21 protein-coding genes, 3 pseudogenes and 1 other annotated feature are annotated in these 19,775 nt (G+C 66.8%); of the genes and pseudogenes, 14 read left to right on the forward strand and 10 right to left on the reverse strand.

Annotated elements, in window-relative coordinates:
• The first annotated feature begins 343 nt into the window (after positions 1-343).
• From HEB94_RS23575 to HEB94_RS54685, 4 genes are all read left to right on the forward strand, one after another.
• Positions 344-727 (forward strand): NAD(P)-binding domain-containing protein, encoded by a 384-nt coding sequence (locus HEB94_RS23575; RefSeq protein ID WP_192751917.1) that lies wholly within the window; start codon positions 344-346, stop codon positions 725-727.
• Positions 678-866, forward strand: a complete 189-nt coding sequence (locus HEB94_RS54680; protein ID WP_192751918.1) for an NAD(P)-binding domain-containing protein — start codon at positions 678-680, stop codon at positions 864-866. Before HEB94_RS23575 ends, HEB94_RS54680 begins: the two co-directional genes overlap by 50 nt.
• On the forward strand, positions 848-1,201 hold the full coding sequence (locus HEB94_RS23585; protein WP_337917936.1) for an NAD-binding protein: 354 nt from the start codon (positions 848-850) through the stop codon (positions 1,199-1,201). Before HEB94_RS54680 ends, HEB94_RS23585 begins: the two co-directional genes overlap by 19 nt.
• Before the next feature lie 75 nt (positions 1,202-1,276).
• Entirely contained in the window at positions 1,277-1,498 is a 222-nt protein-coding gene (locus HEB94_RS54685; protein WP_420481600.1) for an alkaline phosphatase family protein, read from the forward strand.
• 543 nt (positions 1,499-2,041) lie between these two features.
• On the opposite strand, the gene HEB94_RS23595 is transcribed toward HEB94_RS54685, so the two are convergent.
• A complete protein-coding gene (locus tag HEB94_RS23595; protein ID WP_192751921.1) occupies positions 2,042-2,947 on the reverse strand; it encodes an undecaprenyl-diphosphate phosphatase in 906 nt (301 codons plus the stop codon).
• Positions 2,944-3,585 carry a DedA family protein gene (locus HEB94_RS23600; RefSeq protein WP_192751922.1) on the reverse strand — a complete coding sequence of 214 codons (642 nt, stop codon included), beginning with the start codon at positions 3,583-3,585 and terminating at the stop codon, positions 2,944-2,946. Before HEB94_RS23600 ends, HEB94_RS23595 begins: the two co-directional genes overlap by 4 nt.
• A 102-nt stretch (positions 3,586-3,687) precedes the next feature.
• Here HEB94_RS23600 and HEB94_RS23605 point away from each other — a divergent pair, with 102 nt between their 5' ends.
• The 4 genes and pseudogenes from HEB94_RS23605 (at position 3,688) to HEB94_RS50930 (ending at position 5,812) form a co-directional block, all read left to right on the forward strand.
• On the forward strand, positions 3,688-4,086 hold the full coding sequence (locus HEB94_RS23605; RefSeq protein WP_192751923.1) for a BlaI/MecI/CopY family transcriptional regulator: 399 nt from the start codon (positions 3,688-3,690) through the stop codon (positions 4,084-4,086).
• Positions 4,083-5,003 carry a M48 family metalloprotease gene (locus HEB94_RS23610; protein WP_192751924.1) on the forward strand — a complete coding sequence of 307 codons (921 nt, stop codon included), beginning with the start codon at positions 4,083-4,085 and terminating at the stop codon, positions 5,001-5,003. The genes HEB94_RS23605 and HEB94_RS23610 overlap by 4 nt, the downstream gene beginning before the upstream one ends.
• Before the next feature lie 277 nt (positions 5,004-5,280).
• Positions 5,281-5,577, forward strand: a pseudogene (locus tag HEB94_RS54690) (class I SAM-dependent methyltransferase); the annotation flags it as partial.
• Positions 5,578-5,629: 52 nt separating this feature from the next.
• Positions 5,630-5,812, forward strand: a complete 183-nt coding sequence (locus HEB94_RS50930; RefSeq protein WP_238361606.1) for a hypothetical protein — start codon at positions 5,630-5,632, stop codon at positions 5,810-5,812.
• A 404-nt stretch (positions 5,813-6,216) separates the two neighbouring features.
• Here HEB94_RS50930 and HEB94_RS54695 read toward each other — a convergent pair whose 3' ends face one another.
• Together HEB94_RS54695 and HEB94_RS54700 are read right to left on the reverse strand one after the other, a co-directional pair.
• Positions 6,217-6,747, reverse strand: a complete 531-nt coding sequence (locus HEB94_RS54695; protein WP_420481601.1) for an IS630 family transposase — start codon at positions 6,745-6,747, stop codon at positions 6,217-6,219.
• Positions 6,723-7,319: pseudogene (locus tag HEB94_RS54700) on the reverse strand (IS630 family transposase); the annotation flags it as partial. The gene HEB94_RS54695 and the pseudogene HEB94_RS54700, both read right to left, overlap by 25 nt.
• Positions 7,320-7,916: 597 nt before the next feature.
• On the opposite strand from HEB94_RS54700, the gene HEB94_RS23625 reads away from it, so the two are divergent.
• Entirely contained in the window at positions 7,917-8,489 is a 573-nt protein-coding gene (locus HEB94_RS23625) for a Chromate resistance protein ChrB (protein ID WP_192751926.1), read from the forward strand.
• A gap of 52 nt (positions 8,490-8,541) precedes the next feature.
• A pseudogene (locus tag HEB94_RS23630) lies at positions 8,542-9,695 on the forward strand (MFS transporter).
• A 195-nt stretch (positions 9,696-9,890) separates the two neighbouring features.
• On the opposite strand, the gene HEB94_RS23635 reads toward HEB94_RS23630, so the two are convergent.
• A complete protein-coding gene (locus HEB94_RS23635; protein ID WP_192751927.1) occupies positions 9,891-10,118 on the reverse strand; it encodes a hypothetical protein in 228 nt (75 codons plus the stop codon).
• A gap of 191 nt (positions 10,119-10,309) precedes the next feature.
• On the reverse strand, positions 10,310-11,083 hold the full coding sequence (locus tag HEB94_RS23640; protein ID WP_192751928.1) for a transposase: 774 nt from the start codon (positions 11,081-11,083) through the stop codon (positions 10,310-10,312).
• Positions 11,084-11,341: 258 nt separating this feature from the next.
• Between HEB94_RS23640 and HEB94_RS23645 the strand changes: the two genes are divergently transcribed.
• The gene (locus HEB94_RS23645; RefSeq protein ID WP_192756639.1) at positions 11,342-12,310 is read left to right on the forward strand and encodes a transposase; all 969 of its coding nucleotides are present in this window, start codon (positions 11,342-11,344) and stop codon (positions 12,308-12,310) included.
• Between the two features lie 158 nt (positions 12,311-12,468).
• Here the strand turns inward: HEB94_RS23645 and HEB94_RS23650 are convergent, their stop codons facing one another.
• The 4 genes from HEB94_RS23650 to HEB94_RS23665 all read right to left on the reverse strand — a co-directional run bounded on the left by HEB94_RS23650 (position 12,469) and on the right by HEB94_RS23665 (position 15,445).
• Positions 12,469-12,765 (reverse strand): hypothetical protein, encoded by a 297-nt coding sequence (locus HEB94_RS23650; protein ID WP_192751929.1) that lies wholly within the window; start codon positions 12,763-12,765, stop codon positions 12,469-12,471.
• 583 nt (positions 12,766-13,348) lie between these two features.
• Positions 13,349-13,768, reverse strand: a complete 420-nt coding sequence (locus tag HEB94_RS23655) for a CHRD domain-containing protein (RefSeq protein ID WP_192750479.1) — start codon at positions 13,766-13,768, stop codon at positions 13,349-13,351.
• Positions 13,769-14,114: 346 nt separating this feature from the next.
• Positions 14,115-15,119, reverse strand: a complete 1,005-nt coding sequence (locus tag HEB94_RS23660; RefSeq protein ID WP_192751930.1) for an IS3 family transposase — start codon at positions 15,117-15,119, stop codon at positions 14,115-14,117.
• Positions 15,116-15,445: a hypothetical protein gene (locus tag HEB94_RS23665; protein WP_192751931.1), complete on the reverse strand. Its 330-nt coding sequence runs from the start codon at positions 15,443-15,445 to the stop codon at positions 15,116-15,118. Before HEB94_RS23665 ends, HEB94_RS23660 begins: the two co-directional genes overlap by 4 nt.
• 1,087 nt (positions 15,446-16,532) lie before the next feature.
• Between HEB94_RS23665 and HEB94_RS23670 the strand changes: the two genes are divergently transcribed.
• The 3 genes from HEB94_RS23670 (at position 16,533) to HEB94_RS23680 (ending at position 19,574) form a co-directional block, all read left to right on the forward strand.
• Positions 16,533-17,618 (forward strand): IS110 family RNA-guided transposase, encoded by a 1,086-nt coding sequence (locus HEB94_RS23670; RefSeq protein ID WP_192751932.1) that lies wholly within the window; start codon positions 16,533-16,535, stop codon positions 17,616-17,618.
• A gap of 59 nt (positions 17,619-17,677) precedes the next feature.
• Positions 17,678-18,924 (forward strand): IS3 family transposase gene (locus tag HEB94_RS23675; RefSeq protein ID WP_192751933.1). Its coding sequence is split into 2 segments (ribosomal slippage): positions 17,678-17,960 and positions 17,960-18,924, totalling 1,248 coding nucleotides; the frame shifts between segments, so codons are not numbered across the junction.
• Positions 17,959-18,087 (forward strand) — a sequence feature (AL1L pseudoknot). Its footprint overlaps the gene before it by 129 nt.
• 113 nt (positions 18,925-19,037) lie before the next feature.
• Positions 19,038-19,574 (forward strand): hypothetical protein, encoded by a 537-nt coding sequence (locus HEB94_RS23680; RefSeq protein WP_192751934.1) that lies wholly within the window; start codon positions 19,038-19,040, stop codon positions 19,572-19,574.
• Positions 19,575-19,775 lie beyond the last annotated feature (201 nt).

The raw sequence follows: 19,775 nt of genomic DNA on the forward strand, positions 1-19,775 counted from the left end.
CTCGGCCGTCCATGCTTTCCCGTTATAGCGGCGCTGGACTCGCAGCTCACCCGTGAAGGGCGGATCGGTGAGGTTCTCGTCCGGTCAGTGCCGCGTGCGCGGTGGCAGTCGCGGCTCCTGCGCATTGGCGGGCGGACTGGTGAACGGACCGCAGCGGGGTACCAACTCCTCCGTTTGGGAGACAGGTCACCATCGTGTGGGACCTTTGGGGGCGTTGATCACCCCCTGTCACTGGTGGGGTCGACAAGAGGAGGGCGCCAGCTGGGCCGCGCCGACGAGGCAACCGAACAGAGGCGCCCACCGGTGAAGCGCCCGCCACCGGGCGTCCTGCGGAGGTGAGGACATGCGGGTGGGAGTGCTCGGCGTCGGCCTGATGGGCGCGGCTATGTCGCGGCGCCTACTGTCGCAGGGCTTCGACGTGACCGCGTGGGACCGGCACCGGGAACGCGCCCAGGCCCTGGAACCACATGGTGGGCGATCCGCCGCCCAGCCTGCGGACGTCGTACGCGAGGCCGACGTGGTCCTCACCATGCTCCGGGACGCCGACGTGCTGACCGACATCGTGCGGCCGCTGTTGCCCGCGTGGCGACCGGAGACGAGTTGGCTGCAGTGCGGGACCATCGGTGCGGGGGAGACCGACCGCCTGGTCGCACTGGCCCGGGACCACCAACGTCGTCATGTTCGACACACCGGTCTCCGGAAGCACCCAGCCGGCCGAGCTGGGTGAGCTCATCGTGCTGGCCTCCGGTCCGTTACCTCAACGCGCGCGCGTTGAACCAGTCCTGCGAACGCTCGGAGCACGAGTTGTCTGGGTCGGCGAGACGGGCACAGGTTCGCGGCTGAAGTCGTGGTCAACCACTGGATGATCGTGACGACCGCCGTCCTCGTCGAGACCCTCCGTGTCTGCGAGGCGACAGGGCTTGATCCACGTGCGTTCGAGGAGTACCTCAGGGGCAGCCCGCCGCTGGAGATGTCGTACGCCCTCGGGAAGCTGGCCGAGATGCGGGAGCACGACTACCCCGTGGGCTTCCCGGTGCGGCTCGCGGCGAAGGACCTCCGGCTCGTCTCCGAGGTGTCCCGCCACGCCGCGCTAAATGCACCGCTGCTCGACGCCACCATCGAGCGCTTCACCGAGACGATGGCGGCCCACGCCGACGACGACGTCGCGGCGGTCTACGAAGTGGTCTCGGCCAAGAGGTGACGCAGTGAGCCCGACAAACGAGCCGAGCCCGCGCGAGGCTAACTCGGTGAGCCAAACCACGGGAAGATCGACGCCATCGCGGCCAACCCCGACGTGTGGGCCAAGACCGTCTTCATCGTGGTCTGGGACGAACACGGGGGGCCTGCTCGACCATGTCCGGCGCTGAACCCCGCCGGCCGGCACTCCCGACGAGACCGCGACCTTGACCTCTCTGACTGGAATCCTGGGGAACGGCCTTCCTACAGGGCAAGGTTTCCGGCGGCCGTCTACGCCAGCCATTCCCGGGCGCCGGTGTAGGCGGTCCGGGGGGAGCAGGCGGGGTCCCCGCACCATTCACGCCTGCCGTGCGGACACCCTAACCTCTGCGAGCGGGAAGGCCCACACCAGGCGTGAGGGGCGCCGGTGCGGGCCTTCTCGTGGAAGAGGGGTGCCCACCACGTCTCAACCAGCTCGGCGTGCGGGCGGAGGGGCGGACGCCGCCCCGCGCCGCGGTGGTGGACCCGCCTGCCGGCGAGGATGATCGGCTCCCGGCGAGGCGGACCCGTGGCACACACTTTCACCGCTCCCCGCAGCTGTCACGCAAAAGTCGATGAGGAATCGCTCATGTGGTGCGGGTCGCCTACGCCGGCATGTGCGGCGGCGCCTGGCGTAGGCGACCCTTCTGGAGTCGGACCCCTCGGGGGAGTCTTGCCCAAGATGAGGGCGCTCTGACCTGCCGGCGTGGCGGGTAGCCGCCTGCGCCCGCGTCCTACTGCGCCATCGTTGCGAAGTGCTCGGTGGCCGCCAAGGGCGGCCTCCGAACGGGTCATCGCGTAGCTGTCCGGCTGCGGTGAACGCCGGTCAGCGGCTGAGGAAAAGCGCCAGGCTGAGGGCACCCGTGACCAGGCAGTAGACACCGAACGGGCGCAGCGACCGGTTGGCGAGGTACCGGGTGAGGTATCGGACCGACAGGTAGGCGCCGATGCCCGAGAGCAACGACCCGAACAGCACCTGGCCGCGGATGCCGTCGCCCAGCGGTCCGGCCAGGTCGGGAAGCTTCAACACTCCCGCTGCCAGGATCACCGGTGTGGCCAACAGGAAGGAGAACCGGGCGGCGTCCTCGCGGGACAGCCCGCGCAGCATTCCGCTGACCATCGTGATCCCGGATCGGGAGATCCCTGGCGCGAGCGCCAAGCACTGGGTCGCGCCGACAAGAACTGCCTGCCCGACAGGCAGGGTGGCAAGGCGTGCGTCGGAGAGCGGCCCGCTGACCCGCTCGTCGACGTAGGTCGAGTCGGCGCTGCCGAAGCGACGACGCCTGCCTTCCGCGCCGATCAGGAACAGGCCGTTGAGGATCAGGAACGCGGCTGCCGGGGTCGGTCTGCCCAGCGTGGTGCGAAACCAGTGTTCACCGACGAGGCCAACCAGTCCGACGGGGATGGTGGCGAGGACGAGGAGCCATGCCAATCGCTGGTCGGACGTCGCGACCTCACGCCGGAGGATGCTGGTCGCCAGTCCGTGGATGACGCGCAGCCAGTCCCGCCAGAAGTAGATGATCAGGGCGAGCGCGGTGGCGACGTGCAGTCCGACGACGAACGCGAGGTACGGCGATTCCGGCGCACTCACGTCGAGGTCGCGGGTCCACGCGCCACCCACCCAGGCCGGAATCAGAATGCTGTGCCCGAGGCTGGAGATCGGAAACAGTTCGGCGATGCCCTGCATCGCACCGACGACGCCGGCCTCCAGCCAGCCCAGGTGGCCACTCATGCCCGGCTCCTGTTCGTACGGGCTCGATATGCCTCGAGCGCAAGGGGTATCAGCGAGATCACGACGACAAGCGCGATGATCGGCAGCAGGTAGGTGTCGATGTGGGGGACGTGCGAGCCGAGCGCGTACCCGGCGAGGGTCACGCCGGCGGACCAGACGACGCCGCCGACCACCTGCCACACCACGAAGGTGCGGGCCGGCACGGCGATCACTCCCATCAACGGGTTCATGACCGTCCGCACCAAGGGGATGAAGCGGGCAAGGACGACTGCCTTCTCCGGTCCGTAGCGTTCGAGTGCGGCGCGTCCCCCCGCTACGGCCGTACGAACTCGCGGGCCGCGACGCTCGTCCACCAGCGCGGGTCCGGCGCGACGCCCGATGAGGTAGCCGATCTGGGCGCCGACCAAGGCGCCCGCGACGGCGGCGAGCAGAACCGCGGGCAGGGACAGGTGTAGTGATCCCTGGGCCTTCGTGGCGCACAGCAGCCCGGCCGTGACGAGCAGTGAGTCGCCCGGCAGGAAGATCCCGATCAGCAGCCCCGTCTCCGCGACCAGGACGACGAAGACACCGATCGGCCCGAAGCTGGCGAGCAGGCTGTGCGGGTCGAGCGGATTCAGAGCCAGGAGGTGGACCGGCATCGCTGCTCCTTCGCGGGCCGGGGGCCGGTCGTGGGACGATCGGAGGACGAAGGTTGACTACTACAGTATTGATAGTAGATGGTCGTGGTGGAGAGGAGAGCGATGCCCCGACGGGAGGGACGGCCGCGTGGGTCGCTCGAGCGTGAGGTTCTGGCTTGCCTGGCCTCCGCAGGTCGTCCGCTGACGGCGGCGCAGGTGCAGATGGAGATCGGTGGTGATCTCGCGTACACGACAGTCATGACCACGTTGTCGCGCCTGCACGGCAAGGGCGCGCTCGAGCGCACGCCGGCTGGGCGCGCCTACGAGTACTCCCTGGCCGGCGGCGCGGAGCAGGCGCGCTCGAACATGAAGGCGCACCAGATGCTCAAGCTGCTTGACGAAGACTCCGACCGGGCCGGTGTGCTGAGCCGCTTCGTCTCCGAACTCACCCCGGAAGACGCGCGGCTCCTCGCCGACCTGCTCGGCCCGCAGGCGGGTGAAGGGCAGCGCCGCGAGACATGATCACGTTCGCCGCCGCACCGCTGCTGGTCGGGCTGCTGTTGGCGGCCTTCCACGACCAGTTGGCGCGCCGTCTGCGGCCGAACGTCGCCGTTCCTCTGCTGACCGCGCTGTCGCTCACGGTCGCACTGTGCACCGGCCTGATTCTGTCCGCGGTCGCGGTGCTGGTCTGTGTCCGGCTGGGTCCGCTGCCACAGATCGGGCAGTGGTCGGCCAGTGCCCTACAGTCCCGTAGCGGCGTGCCGCTGGGGTTCGGTGTCGCTGCGACGGCGATCGTGGCCGGCTGCCTGACCGCTGCGGTGATCCAGGCCGTGCGTTCGGCACGGGCTCTCGCCATCGCGGCTCGGGCGGCGCGGCTGCTTCGACCGGTCGCCGGTGACCTTGTCGTGATCGAGGACGCCACGCCGAGTGCCTACGCTGTGGCCGCGTTCACCGGCCGGATCGTGGTCTCGACCGCGATGCTCAAGGCCCTGTCCGCGGACGAGCGGCGCGCCCTGCTCGCCCACGAGCACTCCCACCTGCGTCATCGCCACCATCTCTACCTGCACGGAGCGCATCTGGCCGCGGCCGCGAACCCGTTGCTGCGTTCGCCCGCCCGCTCGATCAGCCGCCTGATCGAGCGGTGGGCCGACGAGGATGCCGCCGCCGAGGTTGGCGACCGGGCGCTGACGGCACGCGCGCTCGCTCGCGCAGCACTGGCGCGGGACGGCAGTCCGCCCGCGCCGCACACCCTGTCTGCGGCCGATCATCGCGTGGGCGAACGCGCGCGTCTGTTGCTCGCGCCGCAGCCCGTCCACAATCGCCTCGCCGTGGTGCTGGCCGTCGGCGCGGGCTTGCTGACCTGGGCGGCCGCAGGCGCCATCACCTTGTGGGCCAACGGCGTCGTGCAGTTCGCGGAGGCCGTCTACACGCGTCGCTGACCTTTGCTCGCTGGTGTGAATCGCAATCGCATCGGCACAACGTAGAGTTCTCCGCGCTGCATACGGAGCTTGACACCCTCAAGCAGCACAGCATCAGTCGAGACGAGCTCGGCAGTGATCTCCTGACCACCTATCACCAGCTCGAAGCGTTGCAGGATCGGTATGCGGCGATCGAAATCGACCAACCAATTCCCCAGACTCGGGGATCCCCACCCTCACCGACCTCCTTGCTCCTTGTGGATCTGGTGCGGGTTCGCAGGCCCCACCTGATCGGCACGTGCGGGAGGGGAAGTCGACAGCGTCGCTCGCACTCGCGCTCCGCAAGTTCGGGATCGAGGGGCGAATCGTCGCGCTCGAACACCATCAACGTTGTCACGATGAGACGCGCGCCCTGATCGAAACGTGTGGCCTGGGGGATCTGGCAGAGGTCAGGCTCGCGCCGCTCGAGCCGGTGGACGTCGACGGCGACTCGTTCCGCTGGTACACACGGTCGGCCTGGGAGGACCTCACCGACATCGAAATCCTCTTCGTCGACGGGCCGCCGACTTCCAGCGGAAGGCTGGCCCGCCTTCCCGCGCTCCCGCTCCTGGCCAAGCACCTTCGACCCGAGCACGTCGTCGTGCTCGATGACACACACCTACCGCACCGACGAGCGGGAGAACGCAGCCTCGTGGGTCCGGATGTTCCCCGAGTATTCGGCAGACGGCCTCTCCCTGGAGAAGGAGGCGGTCGTGCTGCGCTCGCAATCGACCAGCAGGGCACCAGAACTCACCGAAGACGAGGCCCAAAGGCACGTGCGTAAGGAGTAGCACGCAGGCGTTCCAGCGACCGTGGGGTGTGAAGTGAGGTCACTTCGCCTGCTGCTGGCGGACCTCGACGGCATACGAGACGGTTGCTCACGACTGCTCTGCTGACGGGGACAACGCCGTCCGGCCGGGACGTGCGGCACCGCCAAATCGCCGCCGAATTCACTGATCGCGTCCGCGGCGCCAAGCGCTGGGACGCCGGTGCCCGTCGCTGGCTGGACTGCCCGAGATCAAAGACATCATCGATCTGCAGCGCGACGGCGCCACCGGTGCGGCCGCGTCACCGAAATCCTCGACACGCACATCGCCGAGATCGACCGCACCCTCACCGAGCTGCGTCAACTCCGCCGCTCCCTGGCCGTCGCCCGCCACACCGCCCGGGCTACCGTGTCGTAATTAAAAGTGCTTTACTTGGGGTTGTAGTTGTTGGCGACCAGCTTCACGTAGTCGCGGTCGAGCATGGCTACTTTCTCAAGGATCTGATCGGCTGTCGCTGTCCACTCGAACGGCTCGGCGTCTTCGTTCCAGTGGTCGATGTAGTTCTCGATATGGCGGATGAGCTCGGCGAGGGATTTGAAGGAGCCGCGGCGGATGGATTGCCGGGTGATGATGCCGAACCATGTTTCGATCTGGTTGATCCAGGAGCTACCTTTCGGCGTGAAGTGGAACTTCACGTTGGGGTGTTTGGCCAGCCATTCGTTGATGTCGCCGTTGTTGTGAGTTTTGAGGTTGTCGAGGACTACGTGGATTTCTTGCTCTGCCGGGTACCGTTTGACCAGTCGTTCCATAAAGCGTAGGAACTCTTTGGTCCGCTTTCGGTGGAAGGTTTGTCCGGTGATTTTTCCGGTGAGCACCTCAAGGGCGGCGAACAGGTTCGTGGTGCCGTGGCGGACGTAGTCGTGGGTGCGCTTCTCGGTCTTGTCGAAGCTGATCGGCAGTAGCGGCTGGGTCGGTCCAGAGCCTGGACCTGCGTCTTCTCGTCGAAGCTGAGCACCATCGCACCCTCGGGCGGATCGAGGTAAAGGCCTACGACGTCGACCACTTTCGTCGCGAACTCCGGGTCGGTGGAGGTCTTGAACGTGCCCTGCCGATGTGGCTTCAAGCCGTGCTCACGCCACAATTCGGCGACGAAGTTGTGCGAGACGCTGATACCTTCACGGCGTCTCAGATACTTGGCCATCTCATAGCTCGACCAGTGCGTCAGCCCCGTTTCTTTCGGCGGGCCGAGCTTCGTTAACGCCACAATCCGCGACCGCACCGAATCAGACACAGAACGAGGCCTGCCAGTCGACGTACGGTCCTCTAACCCCGCTACGCCGGCCTCTTCGAACCGGTCCACCCACTTATACACCGTCGGCTTCGACGCTCCGAAGCGCCTCGCAATATCCGCGGCACTCTCACCGTCGAACCACGCCAGCACCATCTGTGCCCGCATCGACACCGAGCCGTCGTACCCGACAGACACAACCGACTCCAACTCGCTACGCCGCTCCTCCGTAAGCTGCTGCATACCAAAATTGTTTCACAAGCACCATTGAAAGTAAAGTGAATTCAATTACATGACACTAGCCAACGTCGCGGTGAAGACGCAATGGTCTGCCGGATCATCGAAAGTCACGCCCCTGATGGCGTGGGCTGACCGACCGGGCGGCGTTGTTTCCCGCGTGCTACCCGAGCTCCAAGCAGATCCCCACTCGGCGACCGTCGTCGGGTCCGCGCGGCGTAAACCGGCGCGTGGTGGCCTCGGCCGAGATCGGCCGAGGTATCTCGGTGGCGAGCGTCCTCAAGCGAGCCGAAGCATCGCTCTACCGGTGGCCGCTCGGTCTGATGTTGGCCTGGTCCTTCGGTGCTGACCGGGGTCCGGGTCAGTGGTGATCACTAAACGGATCGCTAGTACTAGCCGTCAGGCCAGTGCCTCCACATCCGTAATGGTGACTTCAGCTTGCTCGGCGCAGGTGGCGGCATCCTTGTCAGCGCAATCCGGGGCGTTACCTCTTCGCTGTCTGGTCGGCAGCGCTCTTCGCGGGCGCTCGTCGTGCATGTCCGGGCCCAACGTCGAAGTGACGACTGCTCCTCAAGCGCATGTAACGCGTGTTACTTTGTGGAGGTGGGTGAGGGGTCGGCGATCCGATGGGTGGTGCTGATCGTGCGGCTGCCTGCGCAGCCGTCGCGGCATCGGGTGGCGGTGTGGCGGGAGCTGCGCAAGGTTGGTGCGCTATCGCTGGGGCAGGGTGTGTGGGCGGTGCCGGACGTGCCTGTCTTTGCCGACGGGGTGCAGCGGGCTCTGGAGCTGGTCGAGCGTGCCCAGGGGGAGAGTGTGGTGCTGCGTGCCGCTGGTCGGGGTCCGCAGGATGCGGCCCGGTTCGAGGCGATGTACACCGCGGCCCGTGAGGAGGATTGGGCGGAGTTCACCGCCGACTGCGGCAAGTACACGGGGGAACTGGACAAGGAGATCGGCAAGGCGAAGTTCACTCTGGCGGAGCTGGAAGAGGAGGAGCAGTCGCTGGAGCGGCTGCGCCGCTGGCACCGTGATCTGAAGGCCCGGGACGTGTTCGGCGCCCCGAGTAGTGGAGAGGCCGAGCGGGAGCTCGCCGAGTGTGTACGGAGGTTCGAGGACTACAGCGACCGGGTCTTCGCCCACATGCACGCCTTCGCCCGTAGCGAGGGCCGGGCGTTGTGAGCGGGCAGACGGCCGCCAAGAACGCCAGGCTATCGCGGGGGTCGGGCGTCGGATGTGGCCGCTATACGCGGCCGGGTTCACCACCGCCTTCGGCGCGCACGGCATCGCGGCCAACCTCGGTGCCGGCGATGCGGATCTGGTCCGGTCGATTCTCTATCTGGGCGTGCTGCTGGCGCTGTACGACGGCGCCGAGGTAGTCCTGAAGCCGGTGTTCGGCGCCCTCGCGGACCGCGTTGGCGCCCGCCCGGTCCTGGTGGGCGGGCTGGTCGCCTTCGCCGCGGCCTCCGCCGTGTTCGTCGCCGTGCAGGACACTGGTTGGCTATGGGCCGCGCGGTTGGGGCAGGGGCTGCCGCCTCCGCGTTCTCCCCGGCCGCCTCCGCGCTGGTGGCCCGTTTGAATCCGCAGGCCAAACACGGCCGCGCGTTCGGCTCCTACGGCTTCTACAAGAGCATCGGTTACACCGCAGGCCCCCTGCTCGGCGGTGCCCTGGTCTGGGTGGGCGGGCTGACGCTGCTGTTCGCCGTCTTGATGCTGCTGGCTGCCGTCGTCGCGGTGTGGGCCGGGCTCGCGGTGCCCGCCGTGCCGCCCCTGCCGAAGGACCGCCAGACCCTCATGGGTCTTGCCCGTCGCCTGGCCGACGGGAGCTTCCTGCGTCCAGTCGCTGCGTTGGCCGCTGCCACCGCCGCCCTGTCCGTTGGTGTGGGATTCCTGCCCCTGTCCGGCCTGGCCGACGGTCTGCCGCCGGTGGCCACCGGCGCCGCCGTCTCCGTCCTGGCGGCGTGCGCGGCTCTCGTCCAGCCGTGGGCGGGGCGCGAGCTGGACAAGGGGCGGCTGACCACTCCCACTGGTCTGGCCATCGGACTCGGCCTGGCCGCATGCGGGCTGGCTGCCGCCCTGCTACCCGGCGTGACAGGACTCCTGATGGCCGCAGTCCTGATTGGCGCGGGCACCGGCCTGATCACCCCGCTCGGCTTCGCCGCACTTGCCGCCACAACCCCCAAAGAGCGGATGGGTCAGACCATGGGCGCGGCCGAACTCGTCCGCGAACTCGGTGATGCCGGAGGCCCGCTTCTGGTCGCCTCCGTTGCCTCCGCCGCCACCCTCAGCTGGGGATATACCGCGCTCGCCCTCCTGACCGCGTTACTCCCGCTTGTCCTGGCGACCCGCCGCACATGCCGCTACCGCCTTGACCAGGACCAAGACTGACCGCCCTGTCCGCCCCTACGCAGCCAGGCACCGTGAGTGACGCCCCGGCCCAATACCCGTCTTCACTCCTCGCCGCTGCCGTCATCCCCGTCGTACTCGACCGGATCCGATCGAATACGCCCCTCGGGCCGACAATCCGGTTCACGGCCTCCGCTCCTCGGTGCGTGGCTGGCCGTGATCACAACCTGGATATCTTCACGCGCTCCCGATTGATCCCGTGCGCTTTTGATTCGCCACGGGTCCTCTGCGGTATTCGCGCCAGGTCAACCATGCGATGGCCGCGTCGAAGATGGTCAGTGCGGCGAGTCCGACCGTGGGAGCCAACACCATGCGGTAGAGCTGGTAGACGATGAACGCGATGAGGAGCTCTGCGTCATCTACATCGCGATCGCGATCGGCGCCCTGGTCCACAACCGTCGACACATCCTGCCCACCCTCGCCGCACCGTTCCGCCGGCACCTCACACCCGCGGCAGAGCCCGAACGCCAGCCCGCCCCGTTGCCGTGACGAACGTCAGGGCATGCCACATATCGCAACCCCACTAGGAAATGGAGCATCTAAAGGTTGTCCCGTAATTGATCTTTGGGGGCGTTGAGCCTGTCTGGGTTGGTGGTTCAGTCGGTGGTGAGGGTGAGGTTGCGCATGAGGGCGATGCCTGAGGTGGCGTAGTAGACGCCTTGGCGTTTGCGTCGGCAGTTGCGCAGGATGTTGTAGTTCTTCATGCCGGCCAGAGCGTGTTCGGCTCGGGCGCGGATGCGGCGGTGGCGGGTGTTGATCTGCTCCTTCCATGCCGGCAACGCGCCGCCAGCTGGTTTACGGAACGGTGTGATCACCCTGGTGCCTTGGTAGCCACCATCGCCCATCACCGCCATCTGCGCGCAGGCGGCATCAGTGCCGGACTCGGCGAACGCTTTACAGTCGTTGCGGTTGCCCGGCACCGGCTTGCCCACTGTGACCGCCAGGCGGGTGTCGGCGTCGATGACGACCTGCAGGTTGGTGGAGTACCGGTAGTTCTTCGACGACGCCGCGATGCTGCGGTCATGGGTGGGAACCAGGGTGCCGTCCACGATCAGCACCTGCTCCGGGCCGCGACGGCGCCGCAGGGGCGAGAGCACCAGATACGGAGCGAGATGGTCGACGACCCGCCCTGCCGCGGACTTGGAGATCCCGAACAGCAACGCCACCTGCCGCAACGTCAGGTTCGTGCGGTAGTACACCGCGACCAGCAACACCCGGTCCTCAAGCGGCAGCCCCCACCGGCGACCCGCACCCGTCTGCTCGGCGCCACGAGCCCGCACGATGCCCACCAGCTTGCGGAACTGCCGCACCGACAACCCCGTAAACGGTGGAATCCAGCCTTCCGAGGCGGCACTGATCACCTGCACCACGACATGATCAACCTCGATGGCCGGCCACACGACCCGACACGCCGATTACGGGACAACCTTTAGCCTCGGCTATTCACGTGGGTCGGCGGCACGGGGTCTAAATGCGGCGGAGTGCCTTGCCTGTAAGGAAGAATCGGTGTTTGAGGACAACGATCTTTCTCGCAGAAAGGCACTCCGTAGGTGAAGCGTAGCAAGGGTTCGTCGGGTGGGAAGAAGGCACGCCGAGGCAAGGATGGTTCGGCTGGCGGCAGGGGTGGCGTGGCTGGGCCGCGGCTTCGGGTCAGCTCGGATGGGCACGGGTTGGCCTCGCATGCGGGTGTGTCGATGCTGCGCGAGCTCGCTGAGTTCGTGGGTCTGACCAGGTTCGTCACCCAGGCGTTGGCTGACACGTATCGGGGCCCGTGGCTTCACTCCCCGGGGCAGGTGTTCGCTGATCAGGCGTGTGCGATCGCCGATGGGGCGAGGGCGACGTCGGGGATCGCGGTGTTGCGGGACCGCCCGCAACTGCACGGGGCGGTGGCCAGTCAGCCGACCGTGTGGCGGCTGGTCGACAGGATCGATGAACAGCATCTGGGGCTGGTGCGCCAGGCGCGGGCGAAGGCGCGTGAGCGGGCCTGGCAGGCGGGAGCGGCCCCGGACCTGGAGGCCACCGGTGGGTATCTGCACATCGACTTCGATGCCACGATCACCATCGCTCACAGCGAGAAGTCCGGCGCTGCACCGACCTGGAAGAAGAGCTTCGGGTTCCATCCGCTGCACTCCTATCTGGACCGGCCCGAGATCTCCGGCGGGGAGTCGCTGGCTGGGATCCTTCGGCCCGGAAACGCCGGGTCGAACACCATCGCCGACCACAAGACACTGCTGGACCTGACCCTTGAAGCGCTCCCGGAGTCCTACCGGCCTGGCGTCGACGGTGCGCCGGAGATCCTGATCCGGGCCGATGCGGCCGGGGCGACCTACGACTTCGCCGCCTACTGCCGGCAGAAACACTGCGAGTTCAGCTTCTCCACCGAGTCGACCCCCACCTATGTGGGGATCGCCGACGCGGTGGCCGAGCAGCTGTGGGCGCCCGCGATCGAAGACGAAACCTTCCGCTACAAAGTCCTGCACGTCGCCGGAAAAATCGTCTCCACCGCCCGACAGCTGTATCTGAAACTGGACTCCTCCTGGACCCCCAGCCCCGCGATCGAGAAAGGCTGGACGCGCATCCGTACGGCCTTCGGCTAGCACCTGCTGCGCGTGTCCCATCCACGAGCCGCAGAAACGGAGACCCGCAAACCACAACTGAACAACAACAACCGGCCCCCAACCGCCGGGCGCGCCAGCCTACCCGCAAGCAGCTTTCACAACCACGCGAGCCCAAACAAGAATCGATCACCATTAGATCAATTTCCGTGAATAGTTGAGGCTAAAACGTGAATCTTTTCGGGTTCGTCAGGGATAAGGCAGCCGAGCTCATCCAAACGGCCAAAGAACAGGTTGGCGCGGTCGCTGGCATTGAGCTGCCAACCGAACCGCTGGCCGACCGGGCCGAAAGCACCGCGGCCGATGCCGCCCAAAGCCTCACCCAGACAGGCCAAGACCTCACCACGGCAGCCGAAGGCGCCATCAACGACGGCGCAGACAAGCTCACCGGAACTGAAGCACCACCCCCGGGTGATTCGCAGGCTCCTCTCGATCACCGGCGCACACCCTCTACGTACGTGGCTAGGTAGAAAGGAGCACCATCGTGAATGACTACGATCCCCGCAAACCTTCACAGGCCACGCCGCGCCCCTCAGGTGTGATCCCTCAGGATGCCGTGACAAGTTTCTGTACGTCTTCAAGGGCGGCCCAAACGGGCCGCCGCGCCCGCCTCACAGCGCCGGCCTTCCCTCTGCGCCTTCGGCGCCCGGTCGGCCGACGCGGCTGGGCGCGACAAGAGGGCCGCCAGAAGACTGGCGACCCTCATCACGTCCCGCTCCGCGGGACCAGGTGCGTGGCTGGCGCCGGGTCGGAGGCTTTACCCACCTCGCTTGGCCCGGGACCCTACGAGCGGCGGCCCACGGCGGGCGGTTACGGGCGGGCAGCGAGCTACCCGCCTACGCCGGGACAGGCTACGGGCCACCGCTCTCCCGGACCAAGCCAGGCCACCGGGCAAACCCTCCGCCCCTCCGAGTGCCCCACGCGGGACGGCTATCGGCCGGTCGACAGACCGATCGTCCAGCATGCAACTCTGCCCGCCTCGGCCAGGACAGCTTGGGTCGGGCGAGCCGCTGGCAGTGTCTAGCCGAGTTGGGCCCGGAGGGCGCCGTCGGGGAACTCCTCGCTGTGCATGTCGATGTAGTAGTTCCCCCTGTCCTGCCTGATGTCCCTCGCCTGCTCACGCCCCAGGTCGAGGCAGCCACTGACGTCAGGGTCGGTGGATGGACCATACAGATCCACAACCACCTCACCCACCTGTCCCCGCACTCCGCGGTGCAGGTGCACCGCGGTCAGAGGCGTGGAGATATTGGCAGTGTCGATGAAGAAACAGAAGGTCCCGGTCTTCGTGCCAAGGGCCACGAAGACACCCCCTGCACCGTCGGGGTCCCCAGGACCGGGCACCACCTGGTCACCGGAAAACGGCACCGTGAACTGCTCCGCCGTGCCAGCCAGGGACGAAGGGGCCGACAACACCGTCGCGGCGACCGCCGTAAGGGCCACAGCAAGGACTCGGACGGATCTACTCGCTCTGCATGACATTCCAGTTCTCCTAAGTCAGAGGGCTCAGAGTGGAGTGCCTGTGTGTCTAGCACGGACCGATACCTCAGTTTGTTCACTTCGCGACCTGTCCGGCTTCGGACAAGGGTGCTGGCCGGCCTGTTGGAGGCGGAGGCGGACGCATGCAAGCACATGGCTGACCCGCGCGAGGCGGAGGCCGACGAACGCGAACGTCTGGCGGTCCTGCCGCAGGAGACGGCCGACGCAGCCACTCCCTCGAGGGCGTGCCACGTCACCTGACGAGGAGCCCCTGAACGGAAGGTGTCAAGTCAAGTGAGACAGGTTGTGCCTAGCGGATGGGTTGTTCCTGCTCGAGGGGCTGGTTGATCCAGGCGACCTCGGGAAGGTGGGGTGGTCGGGGGCGCCGGGTGAACCGTTCGGGGTGCGCAGCGTAGGCCTGGTTGAGGGTGTGCTGTCGCTGGATACGGATCTGGTCGGCGGTGCCGAAGTGCACCGAGGCTGGGGTGTGCATGCCGATCCCGGAGTGCCTGTGCTCGTGGTTGTAGGCCGCGAAGAAGCGGTCGCAGAAGTTGCGGGCGTCTTCCAGGGACCCGAATCGCTGCGGAAAGTCTGGCACGTATTTCATGGTTTTGAATTGGGCTTCTGAGTAGGGGTTGTCATTCGAGGTGCGGGGACGGGAATGGGACCGCAGGACGCCTAGATCGACCAGTAGCTCCGACACGGGTTTGGAGACCATGGCCCCGCCTCGGTCGGCGTGGATTGTGTGTGGTTCGACCCCGTTACGGTTGACCGCGTCGGTGAGGAAATCTCTGGCCAGCACCGCGTCCTCGGCTGCAGCGACCAACCACCCCGTGACGTAGCGGGAGAAGATATCGAGGATGACGTAACACTTGTACCAGACGCCTTTGGCCGGTCCTTTCAACGCGGTGATATCCCACGACCAGACCTCACTTGGGCCGCGGGCAGCCAACTCCGGTCGCACTCGTGGTGGATGGGTGGCTACCCGGCGCCGCTCGGAGGTCTGCCCGGCGGCGCGGGCGATCCGATACATGGTGGACATTGAGCACCAGTACCTGCCCTCGTCCAGCTCACGAGCCCAGACCTGGGGGATCGCCAGGTCCGCGTAGGCAGGGCTCGCGAGCAGGTCGAGCACGCGGGTGCGCTCGGCCTGGGTCAGCGTCTGCGGCGGTGGTGTGCGTGGTAGCCGGGGACCGTGCACCACGGGCTTGGGGTTGGCGTGGCGGTAGTGGGTGGCCCGGGAGATCCCGGTCAGCGCACACGCCTTCTGCACGGAGATCGCTGCCGCACGCAACTGCGTGAGGGAGGCCTTCATGACGTCTTCGACGGAGGTTCGTTCTCCGCGCTCTCGGAGAGTCCTTCCAAGAGCGCGTGCGCTTTTCCCATGATGTCCAACGCCATCCGTGTTTTCGTCAGCTCGGATTTCAGTTTCTCGTTCTGGCGGCGCAGTTTCTCCAACTCGATCTGTTCGGCGGATTTCCTCGGTCGGCCCGCCGGGACTGGTGTGTTGGTCGCGTCGGACAGGGCGCCGGCGTCGCGGGCCCGTGTCCATTCGATGACGTGGGAGGAGTACAAGCCCTCGCGGCGCAGGATCGCGCCTTTGTCGCCGTTGGGTGCGTTCTCGTACTCGGCGACGATCATCAGCTTGTACTCCGGGCTGAACACTCGTCGTGACGGTCGGGGTGCCGGATCGGTCTCTTCGGCCGGAGGGGTGGACGGCCTGGGCTGCTTGTCGGGTGGTGGGGACACGTGCACAAGGATCTCCGATCCCGCCCTCGGTCAGGAACCCCCGTACTCACTCGGGGTGTCTCACACCAGCCTGACAAAGAGGGGAACGGCGCCGCTTGGAGTGAGTCGCGGACCTACACTCCGGCCATGCGGAAGCCATCGGCTCTAAGAACGGCCGCGATCCTCGCGCCCATCGCGGGCTTGGCCGTCGCGGGCGTTCTTGTGATGACAGTGTTCGACCATATGTTGGTCGGAGCGCTGCTCTTGGTGCTCGCTGTTCTGGCCCTGTTCCTTGTCCTCGGGGCAGGCGTCCGTGACGAGCCTGAACGCCGCGCCGACCCGGCATGGGATCCAGAGCCGAGACGCGAACGTCCCAGGCCGTAACCCTCGGAGCTGGACCTCCAGAAGAGAGTCCACCGCGTCGGGTCGTGGTCTCAGTTGTGGTCTCAGTTCCCGCTCGTTCAGGCCTGTTCAGCACGGACCCGAACACGGCCACGCACGCCTGAACGAGGCCTGCCAACCACGCCCAGACAGTCTCCGTGCTGCCTCGTAATGCGCAGGTCCTGGACGTGACTCCCGCAGTTGGCCCGACCTCGCAACGGCCCTGACCTGCGGAAACTCTGAGTCCGTGTCGCTGGCTGCCGAACCTGGCAAGGCTACGGTCCCCCGGCCTCCCGGACCAAGCCACGCCATGAATCGCCTGTAAGTGTTGGTGGTGGCTGGCCTGGGGCTGGCTGGCAGGGTTGGCGCCGGTCGCTCGGCGCCCGTTGTGACTCCTGAATCGCCTGACCCCTCGCGGGTGTCATGCCCGGGATCTGTCCAGTGGGCGCTGGGTGCCGGCGCCGATCCTGGCCCACCACGATGGCTTGATCAGAAGCATGTCCGCCGAGGGATTGCCGTCCCGCGGCGTGGCTCGTTACAGGCCTGCCTCGTAGTGACTTCTCATCCTGGGCCGACGCCGGCAACGACGTCCGTCCCAGCGAGTGAGGAGAACATCGTCTTGTCCAGTGTGACAACCACCGTGGCTGACTTCTACCGGTACGTGGTCGGGGTTGACACCCATGCCGCGAGCCACAGTTACGCCATCGTCGCCGGCCCCAACGGCGCCCTGATCGACCAGGCGACCTTCCCGACGACCACGGCCGGACTACGGCGAGCGCGTGCTTGGATCGGTCGCCGCACAGGCGGTGACCTCGACGGCGTACTGGTCGCTGCCGAAGGGACTGGCTCCTACGGCGCCGTGTTGGGCGACGTGCTCGAAGAGGCCGGCTACCGAGTCGTCGAGGCACCAACGCCCCGACGCGAACGTGGCCGAGGCAAGACGGACACCCTCGACGCGGCGCTCGCCGCCCGATCGACACTGGTGATGCCGCTAGTGCTGTTGCGGGATCGGCGCGTGGGTGAGGCGCAGACGGCCCTGCAGGTGCTGACCGTTGCTCGAGACCAGCTCAACGCCGACAGGCTGCGGTGCATCAACGCGCTCACCGCCCTGATCCGCCGCCACGACTTGGGCCTCGATGCACGTCGGGCGTTGACCGACTCACAGATCACCATGATCGCGGGCTGGCGTCGACGCGAGGAGCCCCTCGGAGCGGCGACCGCGCGGGCCGAAGCCGTTCGCCTGGCCAAGAGGATCCTCGTCCTTCATAACGAGCTGGCCGACAACCGCAACCAGATCACCACGATCGTCGCCGCGCAGACAACCGAACTGCTCGACCTGCCCGGCGTCGGTGCGATCACTGCCGCGGTGATCCTGGCCGTGTGGTCCCACCCCGGCCGGATCCGTAGCGAGGCCGCGTTCGCCCAGATCGCCGGCACCTGCCCGATCCCGGCATCCTCGGGCAACACAGTCCGGCATCGGCTCAACCGCGGTGGCGATCGGCGGCTCAATCGGGCGCTCAACACCATCGTGCTCACCCGGATGCGCACCGACACCAACACCCGGGCCTACGTCGAGCGGCGCCTGGCCGAGGGCAAGACGAGCAAGGAGATCCGACGTTGCCTCAAGCGCTACACGAGCCGTCAGATCTTCCGCACCCTCGCCGCAACGCACCGCCCACCTGAGATGGTCCCGTCTGCGGCTTGACACGACATAGAAGCATCCCGGAGTGTCCGGAGAGTTCATTCCTTGGAAGGATGACTCTCATGGTACGTACCTCTCGTTACCCTGCTGAACTGCGCGAACGCGCTGTCCGGATGGTCCTCGAGCATCGAGGCGACTACTCCTCGGAGTACGAGGCGATCCGGTCGATCGCGGGGAAGCTGGGCATCGGTTCGGCCGAGACGCTACGGAACTGGGTCCGTCGCGCCGAGGTTGACGCTGGGCAGCGGCCGGGCACGACCAGCGAGGAGCACGCGGAGAACCTGCGGCTGAAGAAGCGGGTCGCGGAGTTGGAGCGGGCGAACTCGATCTTGAAGGCTGCCTCGGCTTTCTTTGCGGCGGAGCTCGACCGCCCACACCGGTCTTAGTCGACTTCATCACCGGCCACAAGGGTGCCTTCGGGGTCGAGCCGATCTGCCGTGTCCTGTCTGAGTACGGCTGCAAGATCGCCCCGTCCACCTACTACGAGTGGCTGCATCGTCAACCCAGCAAGAGGAACCTCCGCGATGAGGAGGTGAGGAAGCTGATCGGGCAGGCGCATGAGCGGCAACGGTTAACCGTCGTGTTCGGGGCCCGCAAGATGTGGCTGCACCTACGCGGTCAGGGTCACGACGTGGCGCGGTGCACCATCGAGCGGCTCTACCGCCAGCACGGCATCGAGGGCGCTCGTCGAGGCGGTAAGAAGCCGCTCACAACCCAACAGGACCAGGAGAACCAACGCTCTCCGGACCTGGTGAACCGCAACTTCACCGCACCGGCGCCGAACCGGTTGTGGGTGGCCGACTTCACCTACGTGCCCACCTGGAACGGCATGGTCTACGTCGCCTTCGTCTTCGACGTGTTCTCCCGGGCCATCCTGGGCTGGCGCGCCGCCACGTCGATGAAGACCGACCTGGTGCTGGACGCGTTGGAGATGGCCATCTGGGCCCGCGGCAGGCACGGCCGATCCGACCTGTCCGGCCTGGTGTATCACACCGACGCCGGCTCGCAATATACCTCGATCGCCTTCACCACAAGGCTTTCTGAGGCTGGCGCCGCACCCAGCGTCGGCTCCGTCGGGGACGCCTACGACAACGCCCTGGCCGAGTCGCAGATCGGCCTCTACAAGACCGAGCTCATCGGCCCACAAGGCCCCTGGCGCGACCTGGACCACGTCGAGATCGCCACCCTGGACTGGATCCACTGGTTCAACACTGACCGCCCGCACGAGTCCCTCGACGACCTGACACCCGCCCAGGTCGAACAAATCCACTACGCTCACCGAGACGACCGAACCAAGACCGCCGCCTGACACACAAACCCGAGCCTCCGGACACTCCGGGGCGGTTCACCACCGACCAAACCCGCCAACCTGCGGTCGCACGTTCGGGCCCCAGATGGTCGTGGCTCTGTCATGATCACGCCATGACGCCTGGCCGCCGACGCGTACCTTCGTCCACCTGGATCGCCCTCGCCGTGGTTACCGCGGTCGTCGGCTGGGCGCTGTGGTGGCTCGCCGGCGACCTGGTGACCGTCGACAACGGACCGGACCCGGCAAGTCGGGAGCAGGTCGCGGCTCAGTTGGCCGGGGCGGACGGTGTGGCGATGGTCCTGCCGGTGAAACTCCCAGACGGCTACGACGTCGGGCGCCACTACAGCTACACCAACGACGAAGAGGCCGCCGCCATCGACGGCGAACCGACGCATGCCGCCTCCCGCGAAGTGATCTTCTTCCCACACGGCGGGGTGGGCGACCTGCCCGCTGTCGCACTGTGCGTGGAGGACGGCACCCCCAAGCCATCGGCGTGCCCCCATCCCGGCGCACGCAACACCTACATCCAGCGCAGACACGGACACGCACTGCTCACCATGTACACCGCGAGCGTCGGTGACCAGGACCTGAGTGCCTGGAAGACCGTCGACCTCACCACTGACCTCAACAAGGTGACCTGGCTCCACTGAGCTTGCCGCTACCCGCCTGCGACAACCTGGACCGGCCACCACGGCCACTGGCATACCAGGGCTCCAGTACCGGACCCCGAAACAGGTCTACAAAGAATACCTGAACCGGCAGCTCGCAGCGTGAATTAGTCGCTAAATAGCTGTCCGGAAGGTTCGGGGCGCATCATACGCATGACATGACGTCTGTCGTGACGCCAACCA

The sequence above is a fragment of the Actinopolymorpha pittospori genome (assembly GCF_014873875.1).
In the GTDB taxonomy this organism is placed as follows: domain Bacteria; phylum Actinomycetota; class Actinomycetes; order Propionibacteriales; family Actinopolymorphaceae; genus Actinopolymorpha; species Actinopolymorpha pittospori.

What these genes read in the sequence shown, in the direction of transcription:
- HEB94_RS23605 (WP_192751923.1), top strand. Translation starts at nt 3,688, where the DNA reads ATGCCCCGACGGGAGGGACGGCCGCGTGGGTCGCTCGAGCGTGAGGTT.
- HEB94_RS23600 (WP_192751922.1), bottom strand. Translation starts at nt 3,585, where the DNA reads ATGCCGGTCCACCTCCTGGCTCTGAATCCGCTCGACCCGCACAGCCTG.
- HEB94_RS54680 (WP_192751918.1), top strand. Translation starts at nt 678, where the DNA reads ATGTTCGACACACCGGTCTCCGGAAGCACCCAGCCGGCCGAGCTGGGT.
- HEB94_RS23610 (WP_192751924.1), top strand. Translation starts at nt 4,083, where the DNA reads ATGATCACGTTCGCCGCCGCACCGCTGCTGGTCGGGCTGCTGTTGGCG.
- HEB94_RS23595 (WP_192751921.1), bottom strand. Translation starts at nt 2,947, where the DNA reads ATGAGTGGCCACCTGGGCTGGCTGGAGGCCGGCGTCGTCGGTGCGATG.
- HEB94_RS23575 (WP_192751917.1), top strand. Translation starts at nt 344, where the DNA reads ATGCGGGTGGGAGTGCTCGGCGTCGGCCTGATGGGCGCGGCTATGTCG.
- HEB94_RS23680 (WP_192751934.1), top strand. Translation starts at nt 19,038, where the DNA reads ATGACGCCTGGCCGCCGACGCGTACCTTCGTCCACCTGGATCGCCCTC.
- HEB94_RS23660 (WP_192751930.1), bottom strand. Translation starts at nt 15,119, where the DNA reads ATGAAGGCCTCCCTCACGCAGTTGCGTGCGGCAGCGATCTCCGTGCAG.
- HEB94_RS50930 (WP_238361606.1), top strand. Translation starts at nt 5,630, where the DNA reads ATGACACACACCTACCGCACCGACGAGCGGGAGAACGCAGCCTCGTGG.
- HEB94_RS23665 (WP_192751931.1), bottom strand. Translation starts at nt 15,445, where the DNA reads ATGATCGTCGCCGAGTACGAGAACGCACCCAACGGCGACAAAGGCGCG.